Origin of the sequence: Mycobacterium scrofulaceum (genome assembly GCF_001667885.1) — a bacterium.
In the GTDB taxonomy this organism is placed as follows: domain Bacteria; phylum Actinomycetota; class Actinomycetes; order Mycobacteriales; family Mycobacteriaceae; genus Mycobacterium; species Mycobacterium scrofulaceum_C.
Genome location: NZ_LZJW01000049.1, coordinates 125,244 through 141,079 on the forward strand (window position 1 = coordinate 125,244; position 15,836 = coordinate 141,079).

Consider the following 15,836-nt stretch of genomic DNA (forward strand, 5'->3'; position numbering starts at 1 on the left):
GCCCGGCGCTCTGCACCGCGCTCGCGATCGCCCTTGATTTGATGAGGACGACCCGCAGCGCCCGGCGCTCTGCGCCGCGCTCGCGATCGCCCTTAAACTGCCCGGGTGGTTACCACCCGGGCACGCCTGGCCCTCGCCGCGGGTGCGAGCGCGCGCTGGGCATCTCGGGTGACCGGACGCGGCGCCGGCGCGATGATCGGCGGCCTGATCGCGATGACGCTGGACCGCTCGGTCCTCCGTCAGCTCGCGGCCGGACGGCGCACCGTCGTCGTCACCGGAACCAACGGCAAGTCGACCACCACCCGGATGACCGCCGCCGCGCTGGGCACGCTGGGTTCGGTGGCCACCAACGCCGAAGGCGCCAACATGGACGCCGGGCTGGTGGCCGCGCTGGCGGCGAACCGCAAGGCGACGCTGGCGGCCCTCGAGGTCGACGAGATGCACGTGCCACACGTCTCCGACGCGGTCGAGCCCGCCGCCGTCGTGCTGCTCAACCTGTCGCGCGACCAGCTGGACCGAGTCGGCGAGATCAACGTCATCGAACGCACCCTGCGGGCCGGGTTGGCCCGGCACCCGAACGCGATCGTCGTCGCCAACTGCGACGACGTGCTCATGACGTCGGCGGCCTACGACAGCCGGAACGTGCTGTGGGTGGCCGCGGGCGGCTCCTGGGCGAACGACTCGGTCAGCTGCCCCCGCAGCGGCGAGGTGATCGTCCGCGAGAAGGGGCATTGGTATTCCACCGGCGCCGACTTCAAGCGGCCCAGCCCGCAGTGGTGGTTCGACGACCACACCCTGTACGGGCCGGACGGCCTGGCCCTGCCGATGCACTTGGCGCTGCCGGGCGCGGTGAACCGAGGCAACGCCGCCCAGGCCGTCGCCGCCGCCGTCGCGCTGGGCGCCGACCCCGCGAAGGCGGTGGCGGCGGTGTCGAGCGTCGACGAGGTCGCCGGGCGCTACCGGACCGTGCGCGTCGGCAATCACGAGGCGCGGATCCTGTTGGCCAAGAACCCGGCCGGCTGGCAGGAGGCGCTGTCGATGGTGGACAAGCAGGCGGCCGGGGTCGTCATCTCGGTCAACGGGCAGGTGCCCGACGGCGAAGACCTGTCCTGGCTGTGGGACGTGCGCTTCGAACATTTCGAAGAAACCGCCGTCGTGGCCGCCGGCGAGCGGGGCACCGACCTCGCGGTGCGCCTCGGCTACGCGGGCGTCGACCACACCCTGGTGCACGACACCGTGGCCGCCATCGCGTCCTGCCCGCCGGGGCGCGTGGAGGTCGTCGCCAACTACACCGCCTTCCTTCAGCTGCAACGGGCGTTGGCGCGCCATGGCTGATTCGACGGTGCGGATCGGGCTGGTGTTGCCCGACGTGATGGGCACCTACGGCGACGGCGGCAACGCCTTGGTGCTGCGCCAGAGGCTGCGGTTGCGGGGCATCGCCGCGGAGATCGTGGAGATCACGCTGGCCGACCCGGTGCCGGACTCGCTGGACCTCTATACCCTGGGCGGGGCCGAGGACTACGCGCAGCGGTTGGCCACCAAGCACCTGATCAAGCACCCCGGCCTGCAGCGCGCCGCGGAGCGCGGCGCGCCGGTACTGGCGATCTGCGCCGCGGTCCAGGTGCTCGGCCAGTGGTACGAGACGTCGGCAGGGGAACGGGTCAACGGCGTCGGCATGCTCGACGCGACGACCTCGCCGCAGGACGCCCGTACCATCGGCGAGCTGATCACCAAGCCGCTGCTGCCGGGTCTGACCCAACGCCTCACCGGCTTCGAGAACCACCGCGGCGGCACCGTTCTCGGTCCGGCCGCGTCGCCGCTGGGCGCGGTGACCAAAGGCGCGGGCAACCGGGCGGGCGACGGCTTCGACGGCGCGGTGCAGGGCAGCGTCGTGGCCACCTACATGCACGGTCCATGCCTGGCCCGCAACCCCGAGCTGGCGGACCTACTGCTGAGCAAGGTGGTGGGCGAGCTGGCGCCGCTCGAGCTGCCCGAGGTGGAGTTGTTGCGCCGGGAGCGGCTGGCCGCCCGCTGACGCCGCTGTCTTCGCGACACGTAAACCATGGCGACGACACGCCGCGCGACGTCGCCATGGTTTAAGTCTCGCGCGCCGCGCGCGCCGCCAAGGATCCTTTGAGGGCCGTCGCTCACCCTTTGCTCCATGGCTCACACCCGCACGAAGGTCGTCGCGATGTCGGGCGCGGCGGCCGCGTTGACGCTCGCCCTCGCCGGCACGGCCCACGCCGCCAGCGACGGGATGCACGGCGACCCCGCCGCCGCCGCCCCGTACTGGCGCTACCAGCAACAGAATCTGGACTGCGGGGAAATGGCGGTGGCCGACGTGGTCGGCCAGATCAGCGGACACCAGCCCAGCGAGGACGAGATCACCGCCGCGGCGGGAAACATTCCCAGCGTGAGCCACCCCGGACCGATCTACCGACCCGCCGGCAGGACCAGCAACAGCGACCTGGCCGTGCTGCTCGCGCACTACGGCGTGCACGCCACCGGAACGCACACCGACATCGACACGCTGGCGCAGGAGCTGGACCACGGCCACAAGGTGATCGTCGGGCTCAACGACAAGATCATCTGGGACGAACCCGGCAACCGCACGCAGGAGAACCACTTCGTCGTCGTCATCGGCATCGACACCACGGCCCGGGTGGTGCACCTCAACGACAGCGGCATCGAGGCCGGCCGCGACGAACAGGTGCCGCTCGCCACCTTCGAGAAGGCGTGGGCCACGAGCGACAACTTCGCGGTCGTCACCGCGTGACGATTGGCCGCGCCCGGCCAGGGATCCTCGACGCCACCGCCAGGCATCCAAACAACCGCGGAGTTGATAGCGCGGGCGATATCAAATGCGAAGGTCACCCATCCCTACCGACGAGCCTACCGACGAGCGTCTCAGACCATCGCGCGGCGACCGGCGAGCGCGCGGCCCAGCGTCAGTTCGTCGGCGAACTCCAGGTCACCGCCCATCGGCAGCCCAGAGGCGATCCGCGTCACGGTCAGCCCCGGGATGTCGCGCAGCATCCGGACCAGGTAGGTGGCGGTGGCCTCACCCTCGGTGTTCGGGTCGGTGGCGATGATCACCTCGCTGATGTCGACGTCGTCGACCCGCTCCCCGATCCGGCTCAGCAGCTCACGGATCCGCAGCTGCTCGGGCCCCACCCCGGACAACGGATCCAGCGCGCCGCCCAGCACGTGGTAGCGGCCGCGGAACTCGCGGGTGCGCTCGACGGCCTGCACGTCCTTGGGTTCCTCGACGACGCACACCAGCGAGCCGTCCCGCCGGGGATCCGAACAGATCCGGCACCGTTCGTTGTCGGAGACGTTGCCGCACACCGCACAGAACCGCACACCGTCGCGGACCTTGCCCAGCGCCGCGGTCAACCGGTCAATGTCCGGCGGTTCGACTGACAACAAATGGAAGGCGATGCGCTGAGCGCTCTTGGGCCCGATACCCGGCAGCTTGCCGAGCTCATCGATCAAATCCTGGACCGGTCCTTCAAACATGTCGGAGGATCTACAGCCCCGGCGCCGGCGGCTGTACCGGCGGCGGTCCACCGAAACCGCCGGCCAGGGCCCCCAGCCGCTCCTGCGCCATCCGGGTGACCTGCGTGGAGGCGTCGGCCATGGCGCCGACGATCAAGTCCTGCAGCGTCTCGACGTCACCGGGGTCGACCACCTTCGGGTCGATCTGCACCGCGACCACCTCGCCGCTGCCCTTCACCGTCACCCTGACCAGGCCGCCGCCGGCCTGTCCGTGTACCTCGGCGTTGGCGAGCTGTTGCTGGGCTTCCATCAACTTCTGCTGCATCTGCTGCGCCTGGGCCAGCAGCGCCGACATGTCGCCTCCGGGTTGCATGACAGTCCCCTCGCATCTTGGTCTCGAGTTGGTTTCGCCTGCGGGTGTCCGGCGATTCGAAACACCCAGCGTAGACCGCGCGAGGCTACCTTTGCGCCGTGGACCTACGAGTGAGCAGGCGTGTCGGCGTCAGGATGGTCATCGGTGTGCTGGTTGCCGCTTCGGCGGCGATCACCCCGACCGCAACCCCCGCCGCATGGGCGGTCCCGTCCAACATCGCCGGCATGGTGGTCTTCATTGACCCCGGCCACAACGGCTCCAACGACGCGTCCATCAGCCGTCAGGTGCCCACCGGTCGCGGCGGCACCAAGGACTGCCAGGCGAGCGGAACGTCGACCAACAGCGGTTATCAGGAACACACCTTCACCTGGGACACGGCGCTGCGGGTTCGCGCGGAGTTGAACGCCTTGGGCGTCCGGACCGCGATGGCGCGCGGCAACGACACCGGGCTGGGACCGTGCGTCGACGAGCGCGCCAACATGGCCAACGCGCTGCACCCCAACGCGGTCCTGAGCATCCACGCCGACGGCGGGCCCGCGTCGGGCCGCGGATTCCACGTCAACTACTCGGCCCCGCCGCTGAACCAGGTGCAGGCCGGACCGTCGGTGCAGTACGCGCGGATCATGCGCGACCAGATGCAGGCCTCCGGCATCCCGCCCGCCAACTACATCGGCCAGAGCGGTCTGTACGGGCGCTCGGATCTGACCGGGCTGAACCTGGCGCAGTACCCATCGATCCTGGTCGAGTGCGGCAACATGAAGAACCCCGCGGACTCCGCGCTGATGGAGTCGGCCGAGGGCAGGCAGAAATACGCCGACGCGATGGTCCGCGGCGTCGCGGGTTTCCTGGCCTCTCAGGGCCAGGCGCGTTAGGTCCGAAGCCGGCCGCCCCACCCGCCGTCGCCCCCGTTTCACACCCTGCCGCGACGCTTCCCACCCTGCCCTGCGCCGGGTCGCCTGACCAATCGCGGCTTAACTCCGGGCTAACACACTTGTCGCCCGGAAGAATTTGCCTCAACGCAGCGCGCGCGGAGATGACCTTCTGTAGGGTCTGTTTTACGCATGTCGACTTGCGGTGTGGGAGAACCGATGATCAATCCGTCGACAACGACAACGACAACTTGTCCGTCGCGGCCGACGACCGGCGCGCGACAGGTTCTGACCGGCCTTCGCCGGAATTTCAGCCAACCGCTTAACGCTGGGAATCGCAGCCGTCCGCGCCGCCCGTCTTCGATCCCCCGGGGGTCGTCGCACTCCGGCCCGGATGGGCGGTGCGGCCCCGAAGCGGGGGCCGGCGCCGTGGTGGGCCCTCATTTGCTTAGGCGTCAATTCAGCAAAGCGTCGCAGCCGACGGTCATGCCCGCCGAGCGATCAGAATTCATAGGCGCTCACCGCCCCGTCGGATAAGAAGAGGGTGCACGGCCGTGGAGACATCGGGTTTCACTTCCACTGCTGTTATCGGCATGGCCTGCCGACTGCCGGGGGGCATCGACTCGCCCGAGCGGTTGTGGGATGCGCTGCTGCGCGGGGACGACCTTGTCGCCGAGGTACCACCGGACCGGTGGGACGCCGACGAGTACTACGACCCCCAGCCCGGCGTGCCGGGACGCTCGGTGACGAAGTGGGGCGGATTCCTCCACGACGTCGCCGGCTTCGATTGCGAGTTCTTCGGAATCAACGAGCGCGAAGCCACCGCGATCGACCCTCAGCATCGGCTGCTGCTGGAAACCTCGTGGGAGGCGATGGAACACGCCGGCCTCACCCGAGAGACCATCGCCGGCTCGCTCACCGGCGTGTTCGTGGGCTTGACCCACGGCGACTACCAACTGCTGGCCGCCGACGCGCACGCCGTGGAGGGTCCGTACGGATTCTCCGGCAGCAGCTTCAGTTTGGCGTCCGGCCGTATCGCGTACGCGTTGGGCGTGCACGGCCCCGCGGTCACGGTGGACACCGCTTGTTCGTCCGGTCTGACGGCGGTGCACCTGGCCTGCCGCAGCCTCGGCGACGGTGAAAGCGACCTCGCCCTGGCGGGCGGCGCAACCGTGATCCTCGATCCGCGGAAGTTCGTCGCGGGCTCCGCGGAGGGCATGCTGTCTCCCACCGGGAAATGTCACGCGTTCGACGTCGAGGCGGACGGATTCGCATCGTCCGAAGGCTGTGTCGTGTTGCTACTCAAGCGATTAGCCGACGCGCTGCGAGACGGTGACCGGATTCTGGCGGTCATCCGCGGCACCGCCGCCAACCAAGACGGCCACACCGTCAACATCGCCACCCCGTCGGTCGCGGCGCAGACCGCGGTGTATCGCGCGGCGTTGGCCGCCGCGGGTGTCGACGCCGCCAGCATCGGCATGGTGGAGGCCCACGGCACCGGCACACCGATCGGCGACCCGATCGAATACACCAGCCTGGCCGGCGTCTACGGCATCGACGGCCCCTGCGCGCTGGGCGCGGTCAAAACCAATCTCGGGCACGCACAGGCGGCGGCCGGCGCACTGGGGCTGATGAAGACCATCCTCGCCCTGCAACACGGCGTGGTGCCCCAGAATCTGCACTTCACCAGGCTGCCCGATCAGCTGGCCGCGATCGACACGCATCTCTTTGTGCCCCAGACGGTTACGCCGTGGCCGAGCAACGACGGTCAACCTCGAAGGGCGGCGGTGTCGTCGTACGGGCTTTCCGGGACCAACGCGCATGCCATCGTCGAGCAGGCGCCCAAACCCGCTGCAACGCCGACCGGTTCGCTGGAATCGCCAAGCGCCGAACCCCTGTTGTTCCCCCTGTCGTCCAGTTCGGCCGACGAGCTGCGCCGCACCGCGGGCCGGCTCGCCGACTGGGTGGCGGCACACGAGGACGTGCGGCTACCGGACCTCGCCTACACCCTGGCTCGCCGGCGCGCCCACCGTCCCGTGCGCGGTGCCGCAGTGGCGGGCAGCCGGCCGGAACTGATTGGGGCTCTGCGGGAGATCGCCGCCGCCGATGGACCGCTCCCGGCCGCGACCGGGCACGATGACCGGGGGCCGGTGTGGGTGTTCTCCGGGCAGGGGTCGCAGTGGGCCCAGATGGGCGCCGAATTGCTCGCCGCGGAACCGGTTTTCGCCGCAACCGTCGCCCAGGCCGAGCCCCTGATCGCGCACGAAGCCGGGTTCTCGGTGACCGAGGCGCTGACCGGGGCGCAGACCGTGACCGGCATCGACCGGATCCAGCCGACCCTGTTCACGATGCAGATCTCGCTCGCCGCCACCTTGCGCTCGTACGGGGCACGCCCGGGCGCGGTCATCGGCCATTCCCTCGGCGAGGTCGCCGCCGCCGTCGTCGCCGGTGCCCTGTCGCTGGAGGATGGGGCCCGCGTCATTTGCCGGCGCTCACGCCTGATGTCCCGCATCGCCGGATCCGGCGCCATGGCATCGGTGGAACTTCCTGCCCAGCAGGTACTTTCGGAGTTAGTCACCCGCGGCGTCGACGACGCGGTGGTGGCGGTGGTCGCCTCGCCGCAGTCCACGGTGATCGGCGGGGCCACCCAGACCGTTCGCGATCTGGTCGCGTCCTGGGAGCTCCACGATGTGCTGGCCCGTGAGATCGCCGTCGACGTCGCCTCGCATTCCCCGCAGGTGGATCCGATCCTCGACGACCTGGCGGACGCGCTTGCGGACCTCGAGCCGCTGCCGCCGGACATCCCCTTCTACTCGGCGACCCTGTACGACGCGCGTGAGCGGCCGGTGTGCGACGCCGATTACTGGGTGCAAAACCTCCGCCAGATGGTGCGGTTCGCGCCCGCGGTGCGCGCCGCCTTGGAGGACGGCCACCGGGTTTTCGCGGAACTGGCCCCCCACCCGCTGCTCACCCATGCGGTCGAGCAGACCGCCCGCGGCCTCGACATGCCGCTGGCCGCGCTGGCCGTCATGCGCCGCGGCCAGGCGCTGCCACTCGGGCTGCGCGGCTTCGTAGCCGAGCTGCACAGCGCCGGCGCCGCCGTGGACTTCTCAGTGCTCTACCCCGACGGCCGCTTGGTGGACGCACCGCTGCCGACCTGGGCCCACCGGCGGCTCTTGTTGCGCCGCGGTGATCGCGAACCTGCGATGCGCGGTTGCAGCATTTCGGTCCATCCGCTGTTGGGTGCCCACGTGCGCTTACTGGAAGAACCGGAACGCCACGTCTGGCAGGCCGAGGCGGGCACTTCCGCCCAGCCGTGGTTGGGCGATCACCGGATCCGGGATGTTCCGGTGCTGCCGGCAGCGGCGTACTGCGAGATGGCGCTGGGCGCCGCTCGCGCCGTGCTCGGTGACGACGCCGCGGTCCACGACTTGCAGTTCGAGCGGGCCTTGCTGCTCGATGAGCACACCACGGTCAGCTCCTCGGCCGCGGTATCAGCACCGGATGTCGTCGAGTTCGCGGTGGAGACCCAGCAACAGGGACGGCACGCGACGGCGGTCCTTCGCCCCGCAGAGGGGCAGCCGCCGTCGACGCGGAATATGGCCGCGCTGCTCGCCGCCCACCCGCACCGCGAGGATGGCGCCGAGGTTCGCCGGCGCCTGGACCGGCGCGGTGTTCAGTACGGCCAGGCATTCAGCGGACTGGTCGCGTTGCACACCGGCGACGAAGCGGCCGAATCCGTTCTCGCCGAGGTCGCACTGCCCGGCCAAATCCGTTCGCAGCAAGACGGTTACGCCGTACACCCGGCGCTGCTGGACGCGTGCTTTCAGTCCATCGCCGCACACCCCACGGTGCAGGCGCTCGGCGGCGATGCGCTCGCGTTGCCGCTGGGGGTCCGAGCGCTCCACCTCCACGGTTCCGCCCGGGGCGCCCGCTACTGCCATACCCGGGTCACCCACGCCGATACCGCTGGGGTCGAGGCCGATCTGGACATGCTCGATGAGCACGGGACGACCCTTCTCGCCGTGCGTGGGCTGCGGTTGGGCACTACGGCAGCCGACGACGGCCACGCCGACCGGCTGCTGGACGAACGGCTGCTGACGATCGACTGGCGGCAACGCGAGCTGCCCGACGCCCAATACGCCGCCGCCGGAACGTGGCTGCTGATCACCACCGCCGGCGACCTGGGTGCCGCGTTGACCGATGCCCTCAAAGGGCTTGGCGCGCAATGCATCACCATGTGCTGGCCGCCGAACGCCGACCATGACGCGACCGCACAACAGCTCCGAGACCATCTGCGTGCGGGCGGATTCAGCGGCATGGTGATCCTGACGGGGCCCAGCAACGGCGGTGCCGCCGACCAATCCGCGCGCCTGGGTTGCGAGTCGGTGCAACATCTGGTCCGCATGACCCGCGTCCTGCCCGACTTTCCGGGTGAACTCCCCCGGCTCTATGTCGTGACCCGCAACGCCCAGGCCGTCGTCGCCGGCGACGTGCCCGACCTGGAGCAGGGTGGGCTGCGGGGTTTGGTGCGGGTGATCGGGACCGAGAATCCGCATCTGCGGGTCACTCAGATCGACATGGACCAAGCCACCGACGCCGAGCAGCTGGCCCGGCAACTGCTCGGCGGCTCGGAAGAGGACGAGACCGCGTGGCGCCAGGACACCTGGTATGCCGCGCGGTTGTCCGCCAGCCCGTTAGGTCCTGAAGAGCGACGAACCACCATCCTGGACCCGGGGCGGGACGGGATCCGTCTGCAGATCCGTACGCCCGGCGACCTCTCGTCGATGGAATTCGTTTGCCACGAACGACGTTCGCCGGGCCCGGGGGAGATCGAGGTCGCGGTCAGCGCCGCCGGCGTCAGCTACCCCGACGTGCTGGCCGCGCTGGGCCACGACCCGCACCACGTCCTGGGCACCGAATTCGCCGGGGTGGTGACCGCGGTCGGAGAAGGCGTCGCGGAACACAACGTGGGTGACCGGGTCGGGGGGCTGTGCGACGCCGGCTCCTGGGGCACGTTCATCACATGCGACGCGCGCCTGGCGGTCGCCCTGCCGGAGGAACTGTCCGACCGTGAGGCTGCCGCGGTGCCGACCGCATACGCCGTCGCTTATCACGGCTTGCATGAGCTCGCCCACATCAAGGCCGGTGATCGGGTCTTGATCCACTCCGCGACCGGCGGCGTGGGACAGGCGGCAACCGCCATCGCCCGCGCGGCGGGCGCCGAGATCTTCGCCACCGCGGGCAGTGCCGCGCGGCGAAACCTTCTGCGGGAAAAGGGTATTGGTCATGTCTACGACCCGCGCAGCGCCGACTTCGCCGAACTGATACGTCGAGACGCCGACGGGCACGGCATGGATGTCGTACTCAACTCGGCCCCCGGCGCATCCCAACGGGCAGGCCTCGAATTGCTTGCGCCGGGTGGCCGATTCATCGACATCAGCCGGCGCGACGCCCGGCCGGGACCAATCCCCGCTCGCAATATCGCGTTCCACAGCGTGGACATGGGGCTGCTCTCGGCCAGTGAACCGGACCGCGTGCGCGCACTGCTGATCACGCTGTACCGGTCGATCGCCGACGGGACGCTACCGGTTCCGGACACCGCGCATTTCCCGCTTGCCGACGCGCAAAACGCCATTCTGCTCATGGAGAGTGCCCGGCACATCGGCAAACTTGTGCTCGACATACCGCGAAGCGGTGTGCGGCGCGTGGCGGTGCCACCGGCGCAGGCCCCGGTCTTCCGCCGCGACGGCGCCTACCTGATCACCGGCGGGCTCGGCGGCCTTGGCCTGTTTCTCGCGGGCAAGATGGCGGCGGCGGGTTGCGGACGCATCGTGTTGTGCTCCCGCTCGCAGCCGACGCCCGAAGCCATGGAGACGATCGAGCGCATCAGGGCAAGTGGGGTCGGGGTCGCGATCGAGTGCGGTGACATCGCCGATCCCGCCACCGCGCGCCGTTTGGTGGCCACCGCGACCGCCACGGGGCTGCCGGTACGCGGCGTGCTCCACGCGGCGGCGGTCGTGGACGACGCCACCCTCGCCAACATCACCGCGGAGCTGACCGAGCGCGACTGGGCACCAAAGGTTTACGGCGCGTGGCATCTCCACGCCGTCACCCTCGATGAGCCGTTGGACTGGTACTGCTCGTTTTCCTCGGCGGCCGCTTTGGTGGGTTCCCCTGGCCAGGGCGCCTACGCCGCGGCCAATAGCTGGCTGGACGCCTTCACCCACTGGAGGCGGTCTCAGGGCCTGCCGGCGACCACCATCGCCTGGGGCCCCTGGGCCCAGATCGGGCGCGCCACCGTCCTGGCGGAGAGTTCGGACATGGCGATCCGCCCCGACGAGGGCGGGTACGCGTTCGAAGCATTGCTGCGCCACGACCGGGCCCACACCGGCTATGCGCCGATCACGGGCGCTTCGTGGCTGGAGCTGTTGGCCGAGCGCAGCCCGTTCGCTGAAGCGTTTCGCCCCGTCGGGAATGCCACGAACACAGGCAGATTGCGGGCCGAGCTCAACGAGCTACCCATCGAGGAGTGGCCCAACTCCCTGCGGCGCATGATCTCCGATCAGGTCAGCTTGATTCTGCGTCGCAACGTCGATCCCGATCGGCCGCTGTCCGGATATGGACTGGACTCACTCGGCGCGCTCGAATTACGCACCCGCATCGAAACCGAAACGGGCATTCGCATTCCGTCGGCCGACATCTCCACGGTCACGATCCGTGGTCTGGCGGGGCTGCTGTGCGAAAAAATGGCTCCCGCGGAAGTCGCCTGATTCCGGGGGTGATGGATGCAACTTGACGAGCGTGCGCTTCCCCTGACACGGGGGCAGCTGGACATCTGGCTGGCGCAGGAAACGGGCCGCCCCGCCACCGACTGGCAACTCGGCCTCTTCGTCAAAATCAAAGGGCGCGTTGAGCGGAAACCCCTTGAGTGGGCGATCCGCCGGGCACTTCAGGAGGCCGAGCCGGTCAGGGCGGCGTTCTCTTCCGAGGACGGCCAGGTCCTGCAGCAGGCGATTGACGATCCCGACGCGGTCCTGGCGTTCCACGACCTGCGCGGCTCGGATGACGCCGTGCGGGAGGCCGAGGAAATCGCGGCGTCGATTCAGCGCACGCCCATGCCATTCACCGGACCGTTGTTCAAATTCGCACTTTTTCAGACGGGTGCCAGCGAATTCTATTGGTTCACCTGCTGTCATCACATCGTCGCCGACGCATCGGGCATTGCGCTCGTCGGCCATCGGATCGCGACCATCTACTCCGCGGTCATATCGGGCGCGCCCATGCCGTCCCCGTTTTTCGGCTCGCTGGCGGATTTGGTCGCATGCGAATCGGAGTACGAAGCGTCGGCCGACTACGTCGAGGATGAGGCGTACTGGTCGGCGAATCTGCCGTCCGACGTCGGACCGGATCGGTGGTTCCGGCGAGGTGCGGGTGAGCGCGGTCCGTACCGTTCCTCCGCGCCGATCCAGCTGAATCCTGCGGTCCTTCGCCGAGTGGAAGAGTTGTCCCACTCCTGGGAAATGCCTCGGTCGTCGGTCATCACCGCCGCGTGCGCCCTGTTGGTGCGCGCGTGGCGTGGTACCGGTTCGGAAGTGGTGCTCGACTTTCCGGTGAGCAGACGGGTTACCCCGGAATCGAAGACGCTTCCGGGCATGTTCTCCGGTGTGGTTCCGCTGGTGTTGGAACTCTCGCCTGAAGCCACGGTCAGCGAGTTCTGCCGGCACGTCGACGCACGGATACGAGGGGCGCTGCGGCATCAGCGTTTTCCCGTGCGGGCGCTGGAGCGCAAGGTACGCTCCGGTGACCCCCGGCAGTTCGCCCAGCGAGTGAGCGTCAACTTCCTTCCAGCCGTGCTCGCCTTGGACTTCGGCGGCCTGACGGCCTCGGCGTCGTATACCAATTCCGGTCTCGCCGACGGCTTCGGATTGTTCTTCTCCGCCGTCGGAGACGAGCTGCTGTTCGGCATCGAGGGTGCTGGGCAGCCGTTTGCGGGCATCGATGCCGCAGAGCTGGCCGAACGCTTGCTGCGGGTGCTGGCGGCGATGACCGGCGATCCCGCCCGTCGGCTGTCGACGATCGACCCAGGAAGCGCCGACGAGTATGCGCGGCTCGATCGGTGGGGCAACCGGGCGGTGCTGACCCAGCCCGCACCCCCTTCGGCGTCGATTCCGGAACTGTTCGTAGATCAGGTCTCGCGCACGCCGGAGGCCGTGGCGCTGACCTTCGAGGGCCGCTCGATGACCTACCGGGAACTCGACGAGGCCGCTAATCGGCTCGCCCACTTCCTGATAGGTCGAGGTGCCGGCCCCGGGCGATGCGTGGCTCTGCTGCTCGCCCGATCGCCCGACGCAGTGGTCGCCATGCTTGGGGTGCTCAAGACCGGAGCGGCGTATCTGCCGATCGATCCGGGGCTGCCGGAAGCGCGGGTCGAGTTCATGCTCGCTGACGCCACCCCGATTGCCGTCGTGACGACCGCGGACCTGCGGTCGCGGCTGGACGGATGCGGGATGCCCCTCGTCGACGTGGCCGACCCCGCGGTGGCGGCCCAACCGAGTACCGCGCTGCCCGCGCCAGCGCCCGAAGACATCGCCTACCTGATCTATACCTCCGGAACCACGGGTGTTCCGAAAGGCGTTGCCATCACCCACCACAACGTGACGCAGCTCTTGAAATCGCTCAACTCCCCCGGGCAGGTCTGGGCACAGTGGCATTCGCTGGCCTTCGACGCCTCTGTTGAAGAGATCTGGAGTGCACTGCTGTTCGGGGGCCGGCTGGTGGTGGTGCCCGAGTCGGTGGCCCGCGCACCGGACGACTTCCGTGACTTGCTGGTCGGCGAACAGGTCGAGATGTTGAGCCAGACGCCGTCTGCACTCTCGGCGCTGCCTGCCGAAAGCTTGCCAGCGGCAACGCTACTGGTGGCCGGCGAGGCGTGCCCGGGCGAGGTCGTCGATCGATGGGCGCCGGGCCGCGTTATGGTCAACGGTTACGGGCCCACGGAAACCACCGTGTGCGCGACCAGAAGCGCGCCGTTGATATCGGGCTCGGGTGCCCCGCCGATCGGCACGCCGGTAGCCGGGGCGGCGGCGTTCGTCCTCGACGAGTGGTTACGCCCCGTTCCGGTCGATGTGGTTGGCGAGCTGTATTTGGCGGGGCGCGGTGTGGGCGTCGGGTACTGGCGCCGGGCCGGGTTGTCCGCTTCACGGTTTGTCGCCTGCCCGTTCGGATCATCCGGAGAGCGCATGTATCGCACCGGAGATCTCGTCCGCTGGGACGACCATGGGGAACTGCACTACGTCGGCCGCGCCGACGAGCAGGTCAAAATACGGGGCTACCGCATCGAACTCGGCGAAGTCCGGACCGCGTTGGCCGCGCTGGACGGGGTCGATCAGGCGGCGGTGATCACCCGTGAAGACCAACCGGGCGACCAGCGCCTGGTCGGCTACGTCACGGGGACGATCGACGCGGCCGTCGCGCGCGCCGCCCTAGCGCAGCGACTGCCCGGCTATATGGTGCCGGCCGCGGTCGTGGTGATCGACGCGCTGCCGCTCACGGTCAACGGCAAACTCGACACGCGGGCCCTTCCCGCGCCGGAATTCGGCGACGCCAGCCGATTTCGCGCCCCGGTCACCGCGGCCGAGGAGGTGCTGGCCGGGCTATTCGCAGAGGTGCTCGGCCTCGACCGGGTCGGCGTGGACGAGTCGTTTTTCGACTTGGGCGGCGACTCGCTGTCCGCCATGCGCCTCGTCACAGCCATCAACAAAGCATTGAACGCCGGTCTGTCGTTACGCGCCTTGTTCGACGCGCCCACCGTGGCGCTTTTGGCGCCCCGGCTCGACAAGGGCGGGGCTGCACGCGGGCCGCTGGTGGCGGGCGACCGGCCCGCGGTCATTCCGTTGTCGTTCGCGCAGAGCCGGCTCTGGTTCCTCGAGCAATGGCGGGACCGCGCCGCGAGCTACAACATGCCCACCGCTTTCCGGATCAGCGGACCATTGAACGTGGAGGCCCTTGGGGCGGCCCTCGACGACGTCATCGGCCGGCACGAATCGCTGCGCACGGTGTTCCCCGATAACGCCGGGGTTCCGTTCCAGCTGGTATTGCCGGCCCGAAGCGGGATGTGGCAGCGCGGGGACGCGGCGGTGGTGTCGTTGCCGGAGCAGGAGGTGGCGGCCGAGTTGATGGCCCTGGCCGACCATCGATTCGACCTCTCCAGCGAGATACCGATTCGCGCGCAGATCTACTCACTCGCTCCGGAACAACATGTAGTCGGAATCGTTTTGCACCACATCGCCTTTGACGGGTTGTCGCTCGCTCCGATGGTGCGGGACATCAGCGTGGCGTATCGGGCGCGCGAGCAGGGCCACCAGCCGGATTGGCCCGAATTGCCGGTGCAGTACGCGGATTACGCGGTGTGGCAGCGGGCACAGTTCGGTGATCTCGATGACGACAGCGGTCCGATCGGTCACCAGTTGGCGTATTGGGAGGATGCGCTGGCGGGGATGCCGGAGCGGTTGGAGTTGCCGACGGATCGGCCGTATCCGGCGGTGGCCGATCAGCGTGGGGCGACGGTGGCGGTGGAGTGGCCGCCGGAGTTGCAGCAGCGGGTTCGTGCGCTGGCCCGGGAGTGCAATGCGACGAGTTTCATGGTGGTCCAGGCCGCGTTGGCGATGCTGTTGTCGCGGCTGACCGCGAGTTTCGATGTGGCGCTCGGCTTCCCGACCGCCGGAAGAGACGATCCCGCTCTCGACGACATCGTGGGGTTCTTCGTCAACACGCTGGTGCTGCGGCTTGACCTGACCGGTAATCCGACGGTAGCGGAGTTGCTGGACCAGACCCGCGTCAATGGCCTTGCTGCCCTTGATCATCGGGACGTGCCGTTTGAGGTGTTGGTCGAGCGGCTCAACCCGGCGCGCTCGCTGAGCCATCATCCGTTGGTGCAGGTGATGTTGGCCTGGCAGAACCTGCCGGGCACCGGTGCTGATCCCGGGTTGGCGTTGGGGGATTTGCGGGTGTCCCAGGTGCCGATCGCCACCCATACCGCCCGGATGGATTTGACGTTCAATGTGGCCGAGCGCTTCACCGATGACGTTGAGCCG

8 protein-coding genes are annotated in these 15,836 nt (G+C 69.1%); 6 read left to right on the top strand and 2 right to left on the bottom strand.

From position 1 onward, the window contains the following. Positions 1-105: 105 nt before the first annotated feature. From A5681_RS06690 to A5681_RS06700, 3 genes are all read left to right on the top strand, one after another. Complete coding sequence (locus A5681_RS06690) at positions 106-1,335, top strand: Mur ligase family protein (RefSeq protein WP_067270952.1); 1,230 nt, start codon at positions 106-108, stop codon at positions 1,333-1,335. Then, complete coding sequence (locus A5681_RS06695) at positions 1,328-2,035, top strand: type 1 glutamine amidotransferase (RefSeq protein WP_067270965.1); 708 nt, start codon at positions 1,328-1,330, stop codon at positions 2,033-2,035. Before A5681_RS06690 ends, A5681_RS06695 begins: the two co-directional genes overlap by 8 nt. A gap of 126 nt (positions 2,036-2,161) precedes the next feature. Continuing rightward, positions 2,162-2,776, top strand: coding sequence for a C39 family peptidase (locus A5681_RS06700; RefSeq protein ID WP_067270968.1), 615 nt, complete (start codon positions 2,162-2,164; stop codon positions 2,774-2,776). A 131-nt stretch (positions 2,777-2,907) separates the two neighbouring features. Here A5681_RS06700 and recR read toward each other — a convergent pair whose 3' ends face one another. Both recR and A5681_RS06710 read right to left on the bottom strand, forming a co-directional pair. Beyond that, entirely contained in the window at positions 2,908-3,519 is a 612-nt protein-coding gene (gene recR / locus A5681_RS06705) for a recombination mediator RecR (protein WP_067270973.1), read from the bottom strand. 10 nt (positions 3,520-3,529) lie between these two features. Then, positions 3,530-3,871, bottom strand: coding sequence for a YbaB/EbfC family nucleoid-associated protein (locus A5681_RS06710; RefSeq protein ID WP_067270977.1), 342 nt, complete (start codon positions 3,869-3,871; stop codon positions 3,530-3,532). A 98-nt stretch (positions 3,872-3,969) separates the two neighbouring features. Between A5681_RS06710 and A5681_RS06715 the strand changes: the two genes are divergently transcribed. The 3 genes from A5681_RS06715 to A5681_RS06725 form a co-directional block, all read left to right on the top strand. After that, positions 3,970-4,743, top strand: a complete 774-nt coding sequence (locus A5681_RS06715; RefSeq protein ID WP_156737873.1) for an Rv3717 family N-acetylmuramoyl-L-alanine amidase — start codon at positions 3,970-3,972, stop codon at positions 4,741-4,743. Between the two features lie 551 nt (positions 4,744-5,294). Further along, the gene (pks2, locus tag A5681_RS06720; protein WP_269454943.1) at positions 5,295-11,513 is read left to right on the top strand and encodes a sulfolipid-1 biosynthesis phthioceranic/hydroxyphthioceranic acid synthase; all 6,219 of its coding nucleotides are present in this window, start codon (positions 5,295-5,297) and stop codon (positions 11,511-11,513) included. Positions 11,514-11,528: 15 nt separating this feature from the next. Beyond that, a partial coding sequence (locus tag A5681_RS06725; RefSeq protein WP_156737874.1) for a non-ribosomal peptide synthetase occupies positions 11,529-15,836 on the top strand: 4,308 nt, incomplete at its 3' end.

Coding starts and splice junctions, on each gene's coding strand:
- A5681_RS06695 (WP_067270965.1), top strand. CDS start 1,328: ATGGCTGATTCGACGGTGCGGATCGGGCTGGTGTTGCCCGACGTGATG.
- recR (WP_067270973.1), bottom strand. CDS start 3,519: ATGTTTGAAGGACCGGTCCAGGATTTGATCGATGAGCTCGGCAAGCTG.
- A5681_RS06700 (WP_067270968.1), top strand. CDS start 2,162: ATGGCTCACACCCGCACGAAGGTCGTCGCGATGTCGGGCGCGGCGGCC.
- A5681_RS06710 (WP_067270977.1), bottom strand. CDS start 3,871: ATGCAACCCGGAGGCGACATGTCGGCGCTGCTGGCCCAGGCGCAGCAG.